At 70.2% G+C, this 17,290-nt stretch carries 16 protein-coding genes, 1 tRNA gene, 1 pseudogene and 1 riboswitch; of the genes and pseudogenes, 5 read left to right on the top strand and 13 right to left on the bottom strand.

The features are described from left to right. Nucleotides 1–21: 21 nt before the first annotated feature. Nucleotides 22–97: transfer RNA gene (locus tag ACG04R_RS22845), tRNA-His, on the top strand. Between the two features lie 63 nt (nt 98–160). Here the strand turns inward: ACG04R_RS22845 and ACG04R_RS22840 are convergent. Genes ACG04R_RS22840 through ACG04R_RS22830 form a run of 3 tightly spaced genes read right to left on the bottom strand, consistent with a single transcriptional unit; the run spans nt 161 to nt 918 of the window. Further along, on the bottom strand, nt 161–496 hold the full coding sequence (locus ACG04R_RS22840; RefSeq protein ID WP_394415932.1) for a hypothetical protein: 336 nt from the start codon (nt 494–496) through the stop codon (nt 161–163). Between the two features lie 9 nt (nt 497–505). After that, nucleotides 506–715: a hypothetical protein gene (locus tag ACG04R_RS22835; RefSeq protein ID WP_394415931.1), complete on the bottom strand. Its 210-nt coding sequence runs from the start codon at nt 713–715 to the stop codon at nt 506–508. A gap of 14 nt (nt 716–729) precedes the next feature. Then, nucleotides 730–918 (bottom strand): hypothetical protein, encoded by a 189-nt coding sequence (locus ACG04R_RS22830; protein WP_394415930.1) that lies wholly within the window; start codon nt 916–918, stop codon nt 730–732. Between the two features lie 318 nt (nt 919–1,236). Between ACG04R_RS22830 and xopAW the strand changes: the two genes are divergently transcribed. Continuing rightward, nucleotides 1,237–1,971 (top strand): XopAW family type III secretion system calcium-binding effector, encoded by a 735-nt coding sequence (xopAW, locus tag ACG04R_RS22825; protein WP_394415929.1) that lies wholly within the window; start codon nt 1,237–1,239, stop codon nt 1,969–1,971. Nucleotides 1,972–1,975: 4 nt separating this feature from the next. On the opposite strand, the gene ACG04R_RS22820 is transcribed toward xopAW, so the two are convergent. After that, nucleotides 1,976–3,058: an NAD(P)/FAD-dependent oxidoreductase gene (locus ACG04R_RS22820; RefSeq protein ID WP_394415928.1), complete on the bottom strand. Its 1,083-nt coding sequence runs from the start codon at nt 3,056–3,058 to the stop codon at nt 1,976–1,978. A 90-nt stretch (nt 3,059–3,148) separates the two neighbouring features. After that, nucleotides 3,149–3,231, top strand: a riboswitch (S-adenosyl-L-homocysteine riboswitch). 13 nt (nt 3,232–3,244) lie between these two features. Here ACG04R_RS22820 and ACG04R_RS22815 point away from each other — a divergent pair. Both ACG04R_RS22815 and ACG04R_RS22810 read left to right on the top strand, forming a co-directional pair. Continuing rightward, on the top strand, nt 3,245–4,447 hold the full coding sequence (locus tag ACG04R_RS22815) for an MFS transporter (protein WP_394415927.1): 1,203 nt from the start codon (nt 3,245–3,247) through the stop codon (nt 4,445–4,447). Nucleotides 4,448–4,509: 62 nt separating this feature from the next. After that, on the top strand, nt 4,510–6,219 hold the full coding sequence (locus ACG04R_RS22810; protein ID WP_394415926.1) for a hypothetical protein: 1,710 nt from the start codon (nt 4,510–4,512) through the stop codon (nt 6,217–6,219). A gap of 9 nt (nt 6,220–6,228) precedes the next feature. Here ACG04R_RS22810 and ACG04R_RS22805 read toward each other — a convergent pair whose 3' ends face one another. The 5 genes from ACG04R_RS22805 to kynB form a co-directional block, all read right to left on the bottom strand. Continuing rightward, nucleotides 6,229–8,046, bottom strand: coding sequence for an aminopeptidase P family protein (locus ACG04R_RS22805; RefSeq protein WP_394415925.1), 1,818 nt, complete (start codon nt 8,044–8,046; stop codon nt 6,229–6,231). Nucleotides 8,047–8,139: 93 nt separating this feature from the next. Beyond that, on the bottom strand, nt 8,140–9,360 hold the full coding sequence (locus ACG04R_RS22800; protein ID WP_394415924.1) for an MFS transporter: 1,221 nt from the start codon (nt 9,358–9,360) through the stop codon (nt 8,140–8,142). Nucleotides 9,361–9,424: 64 nt separating this feature from the next. After that, nucleotides 9,425–10,252 carry a tryptophan 2,3-dioxygenase gene (gene kynA, locus ACG04R_RS22795; RefSeq protein WP_394415923.1) on the bottom strand — a complete coding sequence of 276 codons (828 nt, stop codon included), beginning with the start codon at nt 10,250–10,252 and terminating at the stop codon, nt 9,425–9,427. Nucleotides 10,253–10,255: 3 nt separating this feature from the next. Then, nucleotides 10,256–11,509 carry a kynureninase gene (gene kynU / locus ACG04R_RS22790; RefSeq protein ID WP_394415922.1) on the bottom strand — a complete coding sequence of 418 codons (1,254 nt, stop codon included), beginning with the start codon at nt 11,507–11,509 and terminating at the stop codon, nt 10,256–10,258. A 249-nt stretch (nt 11,510–11,758) separates the two neighbouring features. Further along, complete coding sequence (gene kynB / locus ACG04R_RS22785; RefSeq protein ID WP_394415921.1) at nt 11,759–12,424, bottom strand: arylformamidase; 666 nt, start codon at nt 12,422–12,424, stop codon at nt 11,759–11,761. 197 nt (nt 12,425–12,621) lie between these two features. Here kynB and ACG04R_RS22780 point away from each other — a divergent pair, with 197 nt between their 5' ends. Further along, nucleotides 12,622–13,524, top strand: coding sequence for a CPBP family intramembrane glutamic endopeptidase (locus ACG04R_RS22780; protein WP_394415920.1), 903 nt, complete (start codon nt 12,622–12,624; stop codon nt 13,522–13,524). An 18-nt stretch (nt 13,525–13,542) separates the two neighbouring features. On the opposite strand, the pseudogene ACG04R_RS22775 reads toward ACG04R_RS22780, so the two are convergent. From ACG04R_RS22775 to ACG04R_RS22760, 4 genes and pseudogenes are all read right to left on the bottom strand, one after another. Continuing rightward, nucleotides 13,543–14,555, bottom strand: a pseudogene (locus ACG04R_RS22775) (ABC transporter substrate-binding protein). A 151-nt stretch (nt 14,556–14,706) separates the two neighbouring features. Beyond that, entirely contained in the window at nt 14,707–14,856 is a 150-nt protein-coding gene (locus tag ACG04R_RS22770) for a hypothetical protein (protein WP_394415919.1), read from the bottom strand. A gap of 23 nt (nt 14,857–14,879) precedes the next feature. Next, nucleotides 14,880–16,001 carry an ABC transporter substrate-binding protein gene (locus tag ACG04R_RS22765; protein ID WP_394415918.1) on the bottom strand — a complete coding sequence of 374 codons (1,122 nt, stop codon included), beginning with the start codon at nt 15,999–16,001 and terminating at the stop codon, nt 14,880–14,882. 258 nt (nt 16,002–16,259) lie between these two features. Continuing rightward, nucleotides 16,260–17,147, bottom strand: coding sequence for a LysR family transcriptional regulator (locus ACG04R_RS22760; protein ID WP_394416000.1), 888 nt, complete (start codon nt 17,145–17,147; stop codon nt 16,260–16,262). Between the last annotated feature and the right edge of the window lie 143 nt (nt 17,148–17,290).

Genomic DNA, 17,290 nt, shown 5'->3' with positions numbered 1-17,290 from the left:
GCTATACTTTTTGGCTCAGCGGTGGTTGTAGCTCAGTTGGTAGAGTCCAGGATTGTGATTCCTGTTGTCGTGGGTTCGAGTCCCATCAGCCACCCCAAGTGATTCAACGAAAAGCCCGGCCTCACCGCCGGGCTTTTTCGTTTCTGGCCGACTGTCCTTGTCAGGCAGGAATTGCGACGTGGCGCCAACTGTCGGCCAGGCTGCTCAGCGAGACCGCGGGCGGCATCTGCCGGCGCGCGGCCGGTTGCTGACGTCGCTCGACAAAGCGCGTTTCGCCAGGCGCCGAACGCTCGACGAAGCATGTGCCACCAGGTGTTGAATTGAAAGCCGCGGCCAGGCGTTGGCCGAACAGGGGATCGGCTGCGAAGGTCATCACGAGGTTGCCCCACTGGTCGCGGGCGCTGATCCGGCCGACGAGTCGGTCGAAAGACCAGTCGCTGATGGTCGGTGCCGCGGTGCGATGGCGATTCGCGTCAATCGAGGTGGCGAGAGTCATGGTCAGTCCTCAGCGGGTGGTGAAGTCAGCAACGGTGTCCTGCCACTCGGGCGAGGCACTGCCTTTGGCGGTGGTGGTCGTAGGGGAGGGGCGGGTGAGATCCAGTTCGCGCAGTCGTCGGGCCTGCGCCTCGCGACGGTGGCATGCACGCTCCTGGACCTTCTTGTGCTGGGCCACGAACTTCTGCGGCATGCGCGCCAGCAGGGCGGCGAAGCCCACGGGTCCGGCAGGGCTCACAACACCGTCCGCCGCACGTCGATTTCGGTGCCTTCCCAGGCGTCCTCGTCGGCACGGGGCTGGGTGACGCGCTGGCGGGTGGCCTCTTCGTCCCAGGCGCGCAGCTGACGCAGCGTGATGCTGAGGATGTCGGCAGCTGCCCAGGCGGTGTCGGCGGGGGCGGCGTTGTCGGAAGTGAGTGGCATGGTGGCTCCTGTTTGATGAAGCCAGTCTCGGTGCCGACCGTCTTGCGGGGTATCGCCCCTAGGTGGGGTCGAGGAGGGAGTCCGGCGCTGCATCCCCCACCGTCTCCCCCCAAAGGGGGATGGACGCCGGTTTTCGGGCGCCTCAGAGAGAACGCTTGAACTGGCCGGCGATGGCCCGCCAACTCGCGGTATCAAAACCTGCTTTGTGTCCACCCCGATACACAGCGGCTACGGGCCGCTTACTCGCGCTCCCAAGAATGACCCGACCTGCCGGCAGCCTTGTCGGCAGGCGGATTCAATCCTTGAGAAGGAGTAACCATGACCACGATCAGCGGCCTGGGCGGCGTCAGCCAGACCTGGGGTAGCGGCCAGAGCCGCAGAGCCGAGATGGAAGCTCGTCTGTTCGCCAAGGTGGACAGCGATGGCAATGGCAGCGTCGATGCCACCGAGCTGGCGGCGATGTTGGCGAAGGGCCCCCAGAGCGGCCAGTCCGTCGACAGCGCGGCGCTGTTGAAGAAGATGGACACCGATGGCAACGGCAGCCTGTCGCAGGACGAGCTCAGCCAGGGCATGCGCGACCTGATGCCGCCTCCGGCCTCGACGCTGGACTTCGCGCAGCAGCGTGGCGCGGCCAACGACGACGACATCTTTGCCTCGCTGGACACCAACGGCGACGGCCAGATCTCGCGCGCCGAGTTCGAGGCCGGCCGCCCGCAGCCGCCCGACGGAGCGTCCGGCTCGTCCAGCACGACGACCACGACCACCACCACGCTCACGACGTCGACCACGACGAGCAGCGCCAGTTCGACGAGCGCCGCGTCGACCGACTACGACCCGCTGGATGCCAACAAGGACGGCACGGTGTCGGAGATCGAGCGGCTGGCGGGTGAGCTGAAGGTGCTGGCCCAGGCGGCCAACGCCACCGATTCGAGCAAAGGCCTGAACCCCGAGATCGGGCAGCTGGCCCAGAAGCTCTACGACCAGATCGCGAAGAACTGGCTGTCGACCTCGTCCTCGTCGTCCACGTCGTCGCAGGTCAGCGCGACGGCCTGATCGATCAGAGCAGTGCAGCGACCGCCTCGGCCAGCGCCAGCGACGCTGTCAGCCCCGGCGACTCGATGCCGAACAGCTGCACGAGGCCGGTCGTGCCGGTGTCGATGCTGAAGTCCGCTGCGGCTTCGCCAGGGCCGTTCAACTTGGGCCTGATGCCGCTGTAGGCCGGCTGTAGCGCGCCCGGCGGCAGGCCTGGCCAGTAGGCGTGCACCTCGGCCTCGAAGGCGGGTGCGAGGGCCGGGTCGACGGCGTAGTTCAGCATTGCCGGGTCGGCGTCGGGCAGCCATTGCACGTCCGGCCCGAAGCGGGCCTGGCCGCCCAGGTCCAGCGTCAGGTGCACGCCCAGGCCGCCGTCCACCGGCAGCGGGTAGATCAGCCGCGAGAACGGCGCCCGGCCGGTCAGCGAGAAGTAGTGGCCGCGCGCAAAGCGCAGCCGAGGTGCGGGCGCACCGAGCGACTCGGCCACCTGCGCGGCATACAGCCCGGTCGCGTTGACGACGTGGCGTGCCCCTAGCTCGAAATCTTTGCCGACGCGCAGCCGCCACGTCTCGCCGTCGCGCTCGCCACCCGTCACGGGGCTGGCCAGCGCCAGCGTGGCACCGGCGGCCTCGGCGTCGGCGAGCAGCGCCGTCATCAGGCCATGGCTGTCGACGATGCCGCTGGACGGCGACAGCAGCGCGCCCGCCGCCTGCAGCGCGGGCTCCAGCGCCAGCGTCTCGGCGCGGCTCAGCAGGCGCAGGTCGTTCACGCCATTGGCGGCGCCGCTGGCGGCGATCTGTTCCAGCCGCGGCAGGTCTTCCGTGCGCGTCGCGACGACCAGCTTGCCGCAGCGCCGGTGCGTGATGCCGCGGGCCGCGCAGTAGTCGTAGAGCAGCGCCTTGCCGCGCACGCACAGCCGTGCCTTCAGGCTGCCAGCGGGGTAATAGAGGCCGGCGTGGATGACCTCGCTGTTGCGTGACGAGATGCCGGTGCCAATGGCGCCGGCGGCTTCGACGATGACGACCTCGCGCCCGCGCCGGGCCAGCTCGCGCGCGACCGCGAGGCCCACGACGCCGGCGCCGATGACGGCCACTTCAACCTGATCCATGCGCGCAGCCTAACCCGCGGGTTGACCGAGCAGCCCGCTGCGGCTTCGGCAGCTTCCTAGAATGCACCACGCGCCGCGTTGCGGCGCCGTCCCGCCGAGGGGTGCTGCGACGGGGGCCGACAAGGCCTCCGCCACGCTCGGTGCCGACGACTGGACAAGGGCGCCCTCTGTGAAGAAGGCGTCCCCATGCATTCCCCTCCCGCTTCCGCGTCGATACGCACCATCCTGCCGCTGGCCTTCGTCACTGGCGTCAGCATGGCCGCGATGGACTTGTACCTGCCCGCCGTGCCCTCGCTGCAGGCCGGCATGGGCATCAGCGTCTCGCTGGCCCAGGCCACCGTGGCCGTCTACCTCGCCGGCCTGGCTGGTGCGCAGCTGCTGTGGGGCGAACTGCTGAACCGCCTCGGCCCAAGGCGCTGCATGGAGGTGGGGCTGGCGCTGTTGGCCCTCACCAGCCTGGGATGCGCGCTGGCGCCCAACATCGAGGTGCTGCTGATGATGCGCCTGCTGCAAGGCGTGGCCGCGGCGGCCGCTACCGTCGTGGCGCCGACTGTCGTGCGTGCCACGTTGGGTGACGCCGATGTCGTGCGCGGCATCGCGGCCATCTCCATGGTCGAGGCCATCGTGCCCGCCGCCGGCCCGGTGCTGGGCGCGCTGATGCTGCGCGTCGTGGACTGGCGCGGCACGTTCTGGGCGCTGGCGGGGCTGTCGCTGCTGGTACTGCCCTGGGTCGTCAAGATCGCGCCGCGCAAGCTGCCCGGCCTCAACCTCGCGCACGACGCGGGCTACCGCGGCATCTTCGGCAACCGCAGCTACCTGCGGCTGGCGGGCTCGCATGCGCTGTGCATCGGCGCGCTGCTGACCTTTCTCGCCAGCGCGCCGCAGTTGCTGCAGCACACGCTGGGCCTGGGCACGTCGGCGTTCGCGCTGCTGCAGGTGCTGGGCGTGGGCAGCTTCATGCTCGGTGCGTCGCAGTCTGGCCGGCTCGCCAGGCGGCTGGGCCACGCGCGCGTGGTCCGGCTCGGCAGCAACGTGCAGGTCGTGGCCTGCGTGCTGGCGCTGGGCGTGACGCTGGCGTGCGGGCAGCCGCCATACGCGGTCGTCGCGGCCTACTGGATGTGCTTCTGCGGCGCTCTGGCCATCCGCGGACCGGCGACGTTTGGCGACGCGCTGGCCATGCCGGCGGCGCAGATGGGCCGCGCGACGGCGCTGCTGGTGCTGGCGCTGCTGGCCGCCGGCTCGGTGGGCACGCAGGTCGTGGCGCCCTTCATGGGCCAGGCCGACAGCGCGGTGCCGCTGTTCCTTGGTGTGCTGCTGATGCTGCTGGCCAGCGCGGCGCTGGTGTGGCGGTATCCGGCTGTGCCGCGTGCCGGCGCCGCGGTCGCCTAAGGCGCGGCCCGATGGCGGGGCGCCCGGCCCAGGTCTAGGCTCGGCGTTTTGGGAGCCACAACATGCCGCAGCCTTCTTTCTGCCGTGCCCGCCTGTGCCTGGTCTCGCTGTGCGTGCTCGCGTCCTGCTCGGGCCTGCCGCTGCAGGTGGACCGCAGCGCGCGGGCGCCGCAGCTGGACGGCTACGGCCGCGTGGACCTTGCGCCGACCACCGGTTCGGCCGACGCGCGCCGCCTGTTCGCCCAGGGGATGGCCCAGGCCTACGCCTTCAACGAGGTCGAGGCGGTGCGCAGCTTCAAGGCCTCGCTGGCGGCCGACCCCGGTTGCACGCTGTGCGCCTGGGGCGTGGCCTGGCAGCTCGGCCCCAACATCAACGCACCGGACCGAGGCGATCTGGCCGAGGCCAGGCAGTACGTGGACCTGGCCGTGCGGCTGCGCGCCACCGCCACGCCGCGCGAGCGCGATCTGGTCGACGCGATGGCGCTGCGCTACGCCCATGCCAGCCAGCGCGCCGAAGTGGCGGTGTTGACCGCGCCGGTCTGCGGCCAGGGTAGGTCTGGCGCCAAGCGCGCCGACCCGCTGGACGTGGCCTACGCCGACCGCCTCCACGCGCTGGCCGACGCCGCGCCGGACGACCCGGACCTGCTGTCGATGTGGGCGGAGGCCGAGATGATCGCCACACGCGACGACTGGTGGGACGACGACCAGGGCACGCCGCATGGCCGCATCGGCGACCTCGCCACGAGGCTGGAGGCCGTCGTGGCCCGACACCCGCAGCACACCGGCGTGAACCACTACCTGATCCACGCGGTGGACACGCCCCGGCAGGCCTATCGCGCCGTGCCCGCAGCCGAGCGCCTCGGCGCGCTGGCGCCGCATTCACCTCACCTCGTGCACATGCCGTCACACACCTTCGGCCTGCTGGGGCGCTATGCCGAGGCGGCCGGCGTCAACGAGCGCGCGCTGGCGCTGGACGATGCCCGCGAGGCCGAGCTGACGCGTCAGGGCTTCTCCACGGGCAAGGACTGGCGCAGCCACAACGGCGCTTACCTGTTGTTCGCGTCGCTGATGCAAGGGCGCGGCGAGGCGGCGCTCGCCACCGCGCGCGCGGCGGCCGGGCGTGCCCAGAAGGCGGACTACGAGTACGGCGAGTACGTCCGCAGCCGCCCCATCCTGACGCTGATGCGGCTGCAGCAGTGGGAGGCCGTGCTGGCCGAGCCGTTGCCGGCCGGTGGGCGCGGCGTGGCCACCGTGCTGGGCCAGCAGGCGCGCGGTGTGGCCTTCGCGCGCACCGGCCGCGTGGACGACGCGAAGCAGGCTTTGGCGCTGCTCACGCCCGCGGCGGACAAGCTCGTTGCGGTCAGGACCGGAGACGAGGACATGGACAAGACGGTGCGCGGCCTGGCGCAGGTGGCCCGCGCGCGGCTGGCCGCCGAGATTGCGCTGGCGGAAGGGCATGTCGACGCGGCGTTGCAGCTGCAGGCCGAAGGCGTCGAGGCTGGCAAGGAGGTGGACCGCGCGGAACCACCGATGCTGGCGGCCGGCTCGCGGCTGGCGCTGGGCGACATGCAGCTCAAGGCCGCGCGCTGGGCGCAGGCCGAGGCGAGCTTTCGCACCGACCTGGCCGAGCATCCCCACAGCGGCTGGGCGCTGCGCGGGCTGTTGCAATCGCTGCAGGCGCAGGGCAAGTCCGCTGCCGAAGTGGCGGCCGTGAAGACGCAGCTGGCCGCCAGCTTCGCGGTGGCCGACCCGGCGCTGAGGGCGGGGCTCTAGGCCAGGGCTTCAGGCCGCCAGCGGCTCGGTGCGCTCCAGCAGCCACGCCAGCGCCGCGCCGCTGACCAGCGGCTGCAGGCGCTCGCGCACGGTGGCGTGGTAGCTATTCAGCCAGGCGATCTCGTCGGCGCGCATCAGGCTCAGGTCGATGCAGCGCGTGTCGATCGGGCACAGCGTCAGCGTCTCGAACTCGAGGATCTCGCCGAAGGCGTTCTTCTCCGGCGTGTCGACGGTGACGTTGAGCACGAGGTTCTCGATGCGCACGCCCCACAGGCCCGAGCGGTAAAGACCCGGCTCGATGGACGTGATCATGCCGGGCTCCATCGCCATCGTGGCGTCGGGGATGGCCTTGGAGATGCTCTGCGGGCCTTCGTGCACGTTCATGAAGTAGCCCACGCCGTGGCCGGTGCCGTGGCCGTAGTCCAGGCCGTGCTCCCACAGCGGCGCGCGGGCGATGGCGTCGAGCATGGGGCTCAGCGTGCCGCGCGGGAAGCGGGTGCGCGACAGCGCCAGCGTGCCCTTCAGCACCAGCGTGTAGTCGCGCTTCTGCGCGGTGCTGACGGTGCCGATGGGCCAGACGCGCGTGATGTCCGTCGTGCCGCCGAGATACTGGCCGCCGGAATCGATCAGCAGCAGGCCGTTGCCCTCGATCTGCGAGTACGACTCGGGCAGCGCGCGGTAGTGGGGCAGGGCGCCGTTGGCGTTGAAGCCGGCGATGGTGGAGAAGCTCAGGCCCACGAAGCCCTTGCGCTTGCGGCGCTGGGCGGACAGCTTCGCGTCCACATCCAGCTCGCTCCAGCGTTCGCCGCGGGCCATCGAGGCCTCGAACTCGGCATAGAACTCGCACATCGCCGCGCCGTCCTCGGCCATGGCCTCGCGAACGAACACCGCCTCGGCCGGCGTCTTGCGGCTCTTCAGCAGCGTGCTGGGGTTGATCTGCTCGACGATCTTCACGCCGGCCGGCACGGCTTCGCGCAGGCCCAGCGTCACGCGGCGTGGGTCGATCAGCAGCGCCGCGTCGGCCGGCAGCGCGGCCAGCGCCGCCGCGGCCTGCTCGTAGCGCACGAGCTGGATGCCATCGGCCGCGAGCCGTGCGCTTACGTCGGCGGGCACCTTGCCGTCGGCGATGAACAGGCGGCCACCGCTCGCGTCCAGCAGCAGGTGGGCAATGAAGACGGGGTTGCACTCGACGTCGCTGCCGCGCAGGTTCAGCAGCCAGGCGACGTCGTCGACGGTCGAGATGAGGTGGTGCGTGGCGCCAGCGGCAGCCATCGCCTTTCGGACGCTGGCCAGCTTGTCGGCGCGTGATACGGCGGCCTGCGGCGCCAGGTGCTCGTAGACGGCGGCGGTGGGCAGGCCGGGGCGGGCGTCCCAGGCGGACTGGATCAGGTCCAGGTCGGTGCGCAGCGTGATGCCCTGGCGGCTCAGACCATTGCGCAGCTGGTTGGCCAGTGCCAGTCCCAGCACCTGACCGTCCACGGCCAGCGTCTCGCCGGGCCGCAGCTGCTGGGCGATCCAGTCGATGTAGATCGTCGACGCGCCGGAGTTCATCTTCTCCAGCGTGATGCCGCTGCCGGCCAGCTGGGCCTCGGCCTGCGTCCAGTAGCGGCTGTCGGCAAACAGCGCCGCGCGGTCGCGCGTGACGACGAGACTGCCGACCGAGCCGGTGAAGCCCGACAGCCATTCGCGGCCCTGCCAGCGCTCGGGCAGGTACTCGGAGAGGTGGGGGTCGCTGGACGGCACGAGCACGGCGTGCACGTTCTGAGCGTTCAGCGCGTCGCGCAGGCGCTCGATGCGCAGGCGGGTTTCGGAGGTGCGGGTGTCCATGGCGTCAGGACCTTGTGATGCGACCCGCGCCGGGTGGGCGCGGAGTCATAAAAAAGGGGTGACGCGGATTGTAGGAGCCGGTATCCGCCCGGCTCAGGCCGCGGCTGGCAGTGCCTGCCGCGGCAGCCGCGTGAACGCCAGCGCGGAGAGGAAGGCGCCGAGGCCCAGCGCGAACGCGCCGATGAACAGCCAGGCATAGCTGGAGGACGAGTCGTAGATCAGCCCGCCCAGTACCGGCCCCAGCGCCATGCCGACGCTGCTGGCCATCGCGGTGCCGCCGATGACCAGGCCCATCATGCGCAGCGGAAAGTTCTCGCGCGCGATGACGGCGAACAGCGGCATCACGCCGGCGTAGGTGAAGCCGAACAGGCCGGCCACCGTGTAGAAGCTGCCCAGCTCGCGCGCCTGCAGATAGCCCAGCACGACGACGGCCTGTGCCAGCAGCGCCACCACCAGCGTGCGCGCGGCGCCGAAGCGGTCGCCCAGCAGTCCGAACACGAGGCGCCCGGCCATGCCGGCCAGGCCTTCCAGGCTGTAGATGGACACGGCCGCCATCAGCGGGATGCCGCAGGTGACGGCATAGCTGACCGTGTGGAAGATCGGACCGGAGTGCGTCGCGCAGGTCAGGAAGCTCGTCAGCACGAGGATCAGGAAGGGCGCAGAGCGCAGCGCCTGGCCGGTCGTCATGCCGGGTCCTTCCGCCGGCCCGCCCAACGCGGGCTGTGCCAGCGCGGGCGGGCGGCGCACCAGCAGCGTGGCCGGCACCATGACGATCCCGACGATGGCCGCGACGATCTGCAGCGACGTGCGCCAGCTGTGCGCCTGCACCAGCCAGGCGACCAGCGGCGACATCGTCATCGGCGCCATGCCCATGCCGGCCGACACCAGCGACACGGCCAGGCTGCGGCGCGTGTCGAACCAGCCGGTCACGCAGGCCATCAGCGGCGCGAAGATCGCCGCAGTGCTGATGCCGACGACCGCGCCGAAGCAAAGCTGGAAGGCGGGCAGCGACGCCGCCGTGCTGGCCAGCGCGAGGCCGGCGGCCAGCAGCAGCGCACCGGCCAGCACCACCTTGCGGGGGCCGATTCGGTCCGACAGCGCACCCCAGCCCATGCTGCCGACAGCCATCGCCGCGAAAGCCACGGTCATCGCGGTGGAGATGCCGGTCGTGGACCAGCCGGTGTCCAGCGCGATGGGACGCAGCAGCACCGGCAGCGAGAAGAGGGCGCCGATCGCCACGCAGCCCAGCAGCCCACCCGCGGCCACGATGACCCAGCGGTAGTGCGCGCGCAGCGTTTTCGTCCAGGCAGACATGGCAGGTTCTTGGTTGACGGGATCAAGGACGACGAACGACGCCCTGCCAGATCGACAAGCGGCCTTACAGCTCCGTCCGCAAGGCCCACAGCTCCGGGAACAGCACCACGTCCAGCATCTTGCGCAGGTAGCTGACGCCGCCCGTACCGCCGGTGCCGCGCTTGAAACCGATGACGCGCTCGACCGTCGTCACGTGGCGGAAGCGCCAGAGGCGGAAGGCGTCCTCCAGGTCCACCAGCTCCTCGCCCATTTGATACAGGTCCCAGTGGGCTTGCGGTGCGCGGTAGACGGTCAGCCAGGCGTCCTTGACGCCGTCGCTGGCCGCGTGGGGGTGGGTCCAGTCGCGGTCCAGGTTCGTGGCCGGCACGGGGATGCCGCGGCGGGCCATCAGCTTCAGCACTTCGTCGTACAGCGACGGGGCCTCGAAGGCCGCCTGCACCTGGGCCAGCAGGTCGGGGCGGTGCTCGTGGGGCTTGAGCATCGCCGGGTTCTTGTTGCCCAGCATGAACTCGATACGCCGGTACTGCGCGCTCTGGAAGCCGCTGCTCTTGGCGAGGTAGGGCCTCACGGCGCTGTACTCGGGCGGCGTCATCGTCGCCAGCACGTCCCAGGCGTGGACGAGCTGCTCCATGATGCGCGACACCCGGGCCAGCATCTTGAAGGCCTCGGGCAGGCGGTCGGCAGCGACGTTCGCGACAGCGGCCTGCAGCTCGTGCAGCATCAGCTTCATCCACAGCTCCGACGTCTGGTGCTGCACGATGAAGAGCATCTCGTTGTGGTCGGGCGACAGCGGCTTCTGGGCGCTGAGGATGGCGTCGAGCTGCAGGTAGTCGCCGTAGCTCATGTCCTTCGAGAAGTCGAGCTGGGCGCCGTGGTGTTCAAGGTTCGTCATCGGTCAGGTAACCTTGGCGCGGCTGGTGAACTGCGGCGCGTTCCAGGAACCGGTCGTGACGATGTCGGCGATTGCGTCGACCGCGCGCACCACGTCGGCAAAGCCGTTGTACAGCGGCGCGAAGCCGAAGCGCAGCAGTTCGGGGTGTCCGGCGCGGAAGTCGCCGATGACGCCGCGATTGATCAGCGCCTGCATCACCGCGTAGCCGTCGGTACCGCGCGGCAAGGCGAATGACACCTGCGAGCCCCGCTGCGCCGCGTCGCGCGGCGTGGCGATGACGGCACCTGGCACGCGCTCCTCCACGGCGCCGATGAAGGCCTCCGTCAGCGCCAGCGACTTGGCGCGCAGCGCCTTCATGCCGCCGAGCTTCTGGGCGGCGTCGTAGACGTCCAGCGCCGTGTCCAGGCCGGTCATGGACAGCAGGGCGGGGGTGCCGCACTGGTATTGCTGGATGCCGGGTGCGGGCAGGTACTCGCTGTCGAAGTCGAACGGGTGGGCGTGGCCCAGCCAGCCGGTCAGCGGCTGCCACACCTGGCCTTCGTGGCGCGGGTGCATCCAGACGAAGGCCGGCGCGCCGGGGCCGCCGTTGAGGTATTTGTAGCCGCAGCCGATGGCGAAGTCGGCCGCGCTGCCCAGCAGGTCGATGGGCACGGCGCCGGCGCTGTGCGCCAGGTCCCACACGGCCAGCGCGCCGGCCTGGTGGGCCCAGCGCGTCAGCAGGCCCATGTCGTGCATGCGGCCGGTGCGGTAGTTCACGTGCGTCAGCATCAGCACGCCGCAGCGCTCGTCCAGCAGCGGCGGGATGTCTTCCGGCGTTTCGGCCAGGATGAGCTCGCCGCCGTGGGCGCGCACGACGCTCTGCGCGATGTAGTTGTCGGTCGGGAAGTTGCTGCGTTCGCTGACCACGACCTTGCGCTGCCCCTGCTGCATCTGCAACGCCGCGTGCAGCACCTTGTAGAGGTTGACGGAGGTGGAGTCCGCCACCAGCACCTCGCCCGGGCGCGCGCCCAGCCACGGCGCCAGCCGGTCGCCCAGGCGGCGCGGCAGGTCGATCCAGCCGGCGGTGTTCCAGCTCTTGATGAGGCCCTGGCCCCACTCCTGTTCCACGGCGCGCTGGATGCGCTCGGGCGTGGCGCGGGGCAGCGCCCCCAGCGAGTTGCCGTCCAGGTAGGTGACGCCGTCAGGTAGCGTGAACAGCTCGCGCAGGCTGCGCAGCGGGTCGGCGGCATCGAGCCGGTTCGCGTCGTCGAGATTCATAGGAGCCTTTTGAGGTGTGAATCGCCCCCACGCTGGGAGGCGGCAGGGCGCAGAGCTAGGCGCAGCCCTGGCCCAGGCTGGACGCCTGGGCCAGGGCTGCAACAACGCGCTGCGCCCTGCCGCCTCCCAGCCCGGAGGGTGAGGCCCCGCATCGGGCCAACTCGTTGTTGCAAGTGCTCGGCTGGTATTGAACCCGGCTCCGCCTTGCGCCTAGATTTGGCCCGATGCGGGGCCTCACGTGGGGGTGATTCATGCCTCAATAGGCCCCAGTTCCCTCAGGATGGCGCGCACCGGGCTGGCACAGGCGCCTTGGAGTTTGAGTGGCAGGGCGATCAATTCATAGTCGCCCTCGGGCACGTCGTCCAGCACCAGGTTCTCCAGCACGCGCAGGTCCAGCCGGCGCAGTTGCTGGTGGCTGTCCAGCACCTTGGAGTCGGCCGGGTCGACGCTGGGTGTGTCGATGCCGATGAGCTTCACGCCGCGCGCGGCCAGCCATTCGACGGCCTCGGGCGCGTAGGCCGTGAAGGCAGGGTTCCACACCGCGTCGGCACGCTCGCAGCAGCGCACCAGTACGCGCGGGGGCAGGCCGGCTTCGGCGTGCTGCAGGTGCTCGATGGTGACCAGCGGCGCCGCGCCGAGGGCGTGGATGACGCGGCAGCGGCCGAGGTAGGTGTCCAGCGGCACGTCAGCGATGGCCGGCGCATCGTTGGCGTAGTGCAGCGGCGCGTCGGCGTGCGCGCCCACGTGGGGCGACATCGTGATGGCACTGAGGTTGACCGGGCAGCCAGGGCCCAGGCGCGCCGTCCAGTTCAAACGGTAGGGCTCGTCGCCCGGGAAGATGGGCGCGTCGGGCGCGACGACCGGGGAGATGTCCCAGAGTCGGGGCGCGGTGGGGTGCGAGGCGGTGGAAGGCATGGCGGGCGGCACCATAGCTTTGCCTGGAAGGTCGTGGTGTCGGTTAATTCCAACTGACTGTCAACTCGCGCCCGGCAGCGCCGCCTGTCGGGCGCCGGCGCATTGCATGCCGGCCGCAAGACGGCCTGTCGGCGCAAGCACCGTGGCGCACCGGCCCGCCCCTACAGTCCGACCCGTCCCAACAGCCCCGCACCTTCATGTCCATTCCCGCCTCTTCTTCGCGCCTGCGGCGTCTGCTCGACTTCACGATCGTCCGCCTGTTCATCGCCCTGTTCGCGACGGCGCTGGCCGGCGGCCTGACGGCGCAGTTCGTCAGTGACCAGACCCGGGGCAGCAGCCTGCACGCCGGCTGGCCGAGCCTGTGCGGCGCACTGGCCGCGCTGGCGGCGTATGCCCTGTACGTGAGGCTTGTCGAGCGGCGTGCGGTGGCCGAGCTGGCATTGCGGCCGGCGCCGGCGGAAGCCGGTGTCGGGCTGGCCACGGGTGCGGCCCTCGTCGCGCTGGTGGTGGGCGGGCTGGCGGTGCTGGGCAACTACCGTTACGAGGCCTTCAACGCCGGCGCGCCGGGCCTGGTCGCCGCCTTCGCGCAGATGCTCTTCGTCGGCACCTTCGAGGAACTGCTGATGCGCGCCGTGCTGTTGCGCCTGCTGGAGCGCTCCCTGGGCAGCTGGCCGGCGCTCGGGCTCTCTTCGCTGCTGTTCGGCCTGGCCCATCTGCCCGGCAACGGCGCGGGCGGGCTGGCGATGCTGATCGCCGTGGTGGCCGGCGCGATGCTTGGCGCGGCCTACCTGGCGACGCGACGCATCTGGCTGTGCCTGGCCCTGCACGTGGGCTGGAACTTCACGCTCGGCAGCGTTTTCTCGATCGCGGTGTCCGGCCACGAGCGCAGCGTCGGCCTCGTTACCGGCCAGCTCGAAGGCCCCGCCTGGCTCACCGGCGGCGCCTACGGGCTGGAGGCCTCGGTGCTGACCCTGGTGCTGCTGCTCGGCTGCACGGCGGGGCTGCTGGCGCTGGCGATCTCGCGCGGCCACCTGGTCGCCTGGGCCGCGCGGGAGGCCAGGCGCCACCCCGCAGCGGGCGCGCTGCCGGTCGCCCGCTGAGTGGCCGGCCGCGCCGCCTCAGCGCACGAACTTGCCGTTCTGGTCCACGATGGCCAGGTCCACGTAGTCCAGGCCGGTGTGGTCATTGGGGCCATAGCCGAGTTCGATGCCGCCCAGGTCGTAGCGGCTCAAGCCTTCCAGCGCCTTGCGCAGGCTGTCGCGCGTGGGCTGCTTGCCAGCCTTCTTCAGGCCTTCCACCAGCACCTTGGCCGCGGCGTACCCTTCCACCATGCTCGGCGTCAGTTCCACGCCGGCCTTGCGGGCGGCCTGCTGGGCGTCCTTGATGATGGGCTTGGCGATGGAGCGCTCGTACGGGAACACCTGGCTCACGATGACGCCATGGCCCGTGGGGCCGAGATCCTTGATGAAGCCTGCCGAGGCGTTGTTGGACAGCGTGACGAGTTGCGCCGTCGAGCCGCCGGCCCGCACCGCTTTCATGCCGTCCACCACCGCCGTGCCCGAGCCGAGGAACAGCACCGCCTGGGGCTGCTTGGCCAGCACCCGTGCGATGACGGGGCCGAACACCGGCTTGTCGCGTTCGAACTTCTCGAGCGCGACCGCCTGAAGCTTTACCTTGGCGAGCCCGGCCAGCGCACCAGCGCCCGCATCGTCGCCGAACGAGTCATTGACCTGCACGATGGCGATGCGGGTCGAGCCGATCTGTTCAGGTGCTCGATGGCCCGCTCGGCTTCGCGCTGGTAGCTGGCACGCACGTTGAACAGCCACGGAATGACGGGCTTGTGCAGCGCCGCCGCGCCGGTCGAGGGCGCCACCAGCGGCACCTTGTACTCGTTCAGCAGGGGCACGATGGCCTGGGTGTGCGGCGTCCCGCGGGTGAGGAACAGAGCCATCACCCCTTTGTCGATGAGCGCCTTGGCGTTGGTGGCAGCCAGCTTGGGGTCGAACTTGTCGTCCATCGACAGCAGCCGGATCTTCTCGCCGTTGATGCCACCCTCGGCGTTGACGGCGTTGAAGTACAGCGTGGCGCCGGTGGTCGATTCCTTGACGCTGCCGGCCACGGGCCCGGTCATACCCGCGGTCTGGCCGATGGTGATGTCCGCCCGGGCGGTGCCCAGCAGGCCGGTGGCGATCAGGGCGGCGGCAAGGATTCGGCAGCTGTCTTGGCGCAAGCGGTTCATGTGCGGTCTCCAGTTGCTTCAATCGTTGGCGGTTGACTTGCGCTCAGGGGTTCGGCTGATAGTGGCTGCCGTCGAAAACGAAGTCGAGCATTTCCCGGTTCACGGTGGCACGCCGGCCCGTCACCGGGTCGGATGTCCAGCAGCACTTGCGGACGCGCAGGTCGCGCAGCCCGGCGTGGCCCGTGCCGGGCATGCCGGCTCGGCACCGGCTGCGCATCAACGGCGGAACTTGCCCGACTGGTCCACGATGGCCAGGTCGACGTAGTCCAGCCCCGTGTGGTCGTTCGGGCCGTAGCCCATCTCGATGCCACCGAGGTCGATGTGACTGAGGCTTTCCAGCGCCGCGCGCAGGCTCTGCCGCGTGGGCTGCTTGCCGGCTTTCTTCAGGCCTTCCACCAGCACCTTGGCCGACACATAGCCTTCCACTGTCGATGGCGTTAGCTCCACCTTGGCATGGCTGGCAGCCTCTGCCGCCTCCTTGATGACGGGCTTGGCCATCGAGCGTTCGTACGGAAACACCTGGCTCACGATGACGCCGCGGCCGACGTCGCCCAGGTCCTTGATGAAGCCGGCCGACGCGTTGTTGGACAGGGTGACCAGCTGTGCCGTCGAACCGGTCGCCCGCACTGCCTTCATGCCTTGCACGACCGCCGAACCTGAGCCGATGAATATCACCGCCTGCGGCTGGCTGGCGAGCAGCTTGGGCATGATGGGGCCGAAGTCGGGCTTGGTGCGGTCGTACTTTTCGTGGGCGACCGCCGTCTTGTTCGTCTTGGCCAGGCCGGCCAGCGCTCCCTGCACGGCGTCGTCGCCGAAGGAGTCGTCCACCTGCAGGATGGCGATGCGCTGCACGCCGATCAGGCTCAGGTGCTCGATGGCGCGCTCCGCCTCGCGTTGGTAGGTGGCGCGTACGTTGAACAGCCACGGATGGACGGGCTTGTGCAGCACCATTGCGCCGGTGGACGGCGCGACGAGCGGAATCTTGTACTCGGTCAGCAGCGGCATGATGGCCTGCGTGTGGGGCGTGCCGCGGGTCAGGAAGAGGGCAAGGACGCCCTGGTCGATCAGCTTCTTCGCGTTGGCAGCGGCCAGCTTGGGGTCGAACTGGTCGTCCATCACCACCAGCGTGATCTTCTGGCCGTTGACGCCACCGCTGGCGTTCACGATGTCGAAGTACATCTTGGCGCCCTGCGTCGCCTCGTTCACGCTGGACGCGACGGCGCCGGTGTGGCCGGCGGTCTGGCCGATCATGATCTGGGCGTGCGCGCCAGCCACCAGGGCGGCGGCCGCGAAGGTGGTGGCCAGGGCGCGGCCTGCAAGCTGCCTGAGAAGGGCCATGATGGTCTCCAAGCCGCCCCGGTCCGCATGGGAGTCGGCGGGTGTCGAGGCGTGTCGTTGTTCGGCGAGCGGCGCCGCCCCCGGTGAGACGACACGCCCAAAACCGTCATTCAAGCACGGGTAGACCCTAGGGTGGGCGAGTTCCTGGCCCAGGGGCAGCATTCCCGAGAAATACGCCCGAGGGCGTGAAGCCGTAATCCGGTACGTGGGTTCGGGCATCGTGCACACCGCGCGATGTCGCAGCGTGCCGGGCGCGCATCAGGCGCGCAGCGCGGCACCCGGGCGGGTGGCCAGGAATTGCTCTCTCAGCACGCCGGCCGAATCGCGTCGCCACGCCGCGAACACCGCCGACGCGTCGATGGCTTCGGCCAGCGGCCTGAATGCTGCGCCCTGAATGCCCGCCCGCTGAAAGGCCGCCGGCACGATGCTGACGCCCAGCCCTTGCGAGACCAGCGACACGACGGACAGCCAGTGCCGGCCCTCGTGCTGCAGCCGCGGGTAGAAGCCCTGCCTGCGGCAGATCTCGACGATGCGGGCGTGGTAGTCCGGCGAGCCCTTGCGGGAGAAGAGGATGAAGGGCTGGTCGCTCAGCGACGCCAGCGGGATGCGCTCCAGCGCTGCCAGTGGGTGGCCCGCCGGCAGGCAGGCGAGGAAGGGTTCGTCGTAGAGTGGCTGGGAGGCGAGCGCGGGCGGCAGGCGGTCGGTGTGGACCAGGCCCAGGTCCAGCTCTTCGCCCAGCAGTGCGTCGATCTGATCCTGTGAGTTCAGCTCGATGACGACGACCTCGACCTTGGGGTGGCTGGCCTGGAAGGCCTGCAGCCAGGCCGACATCCCGTTGAACAGCGTCGAGCCGACGAAGCCCAACCGCAGGCGCCCGACCTCGCCTGCCTGAACGTCGCGAGCCAGTGCGCAGGCGTCTTCGGCGCGGTCCAGCAGCGTCTGTGCGCTGTCGCGGAAGGCCGCACCGGCCGGCGTCAGCCGCACGCCCTTGCTGTCGCGGTCGAAGAGCCGCGCGCCGACGCTGGCCTCCAGCTGCTGGATGGCCACGGACAGCGGTGGCTGCGAGATGGCCAGGCGCTGCGCGGCGCGGCCGTAGTGAAGCTCCTCGGCCAGCGCGAGGAAGTAGCGCAGGTGGCGGAATTCCATCGAGCGGGGCGCGCCAGAGGTTTCGATAGTCATGGTGAATCGTCGAAGTCGATTCTTGAATTGGACACGAATCGGCCGGCAGGGGAATACTGCGCGTCATACGCGCTCGACCCACAACCCGTGGGCGCCACCGATCACGAGGA

This window comes from Pelomonas candidula (assembly GCF_043555985.1).
Taxonomy (GTDB): domain Bacteria; phylum Pseudomonadota; class Gammaproteobacteria; order Burkholderiales; family Burkholderiaceae_C; genus Pelomonas; species Pelomonas candidula.
The sequence above is the reverse complement of the archived record's forward strand: the minus strand, read 5'-3'. Positions and strand labels throughout refer to the sequence as shown.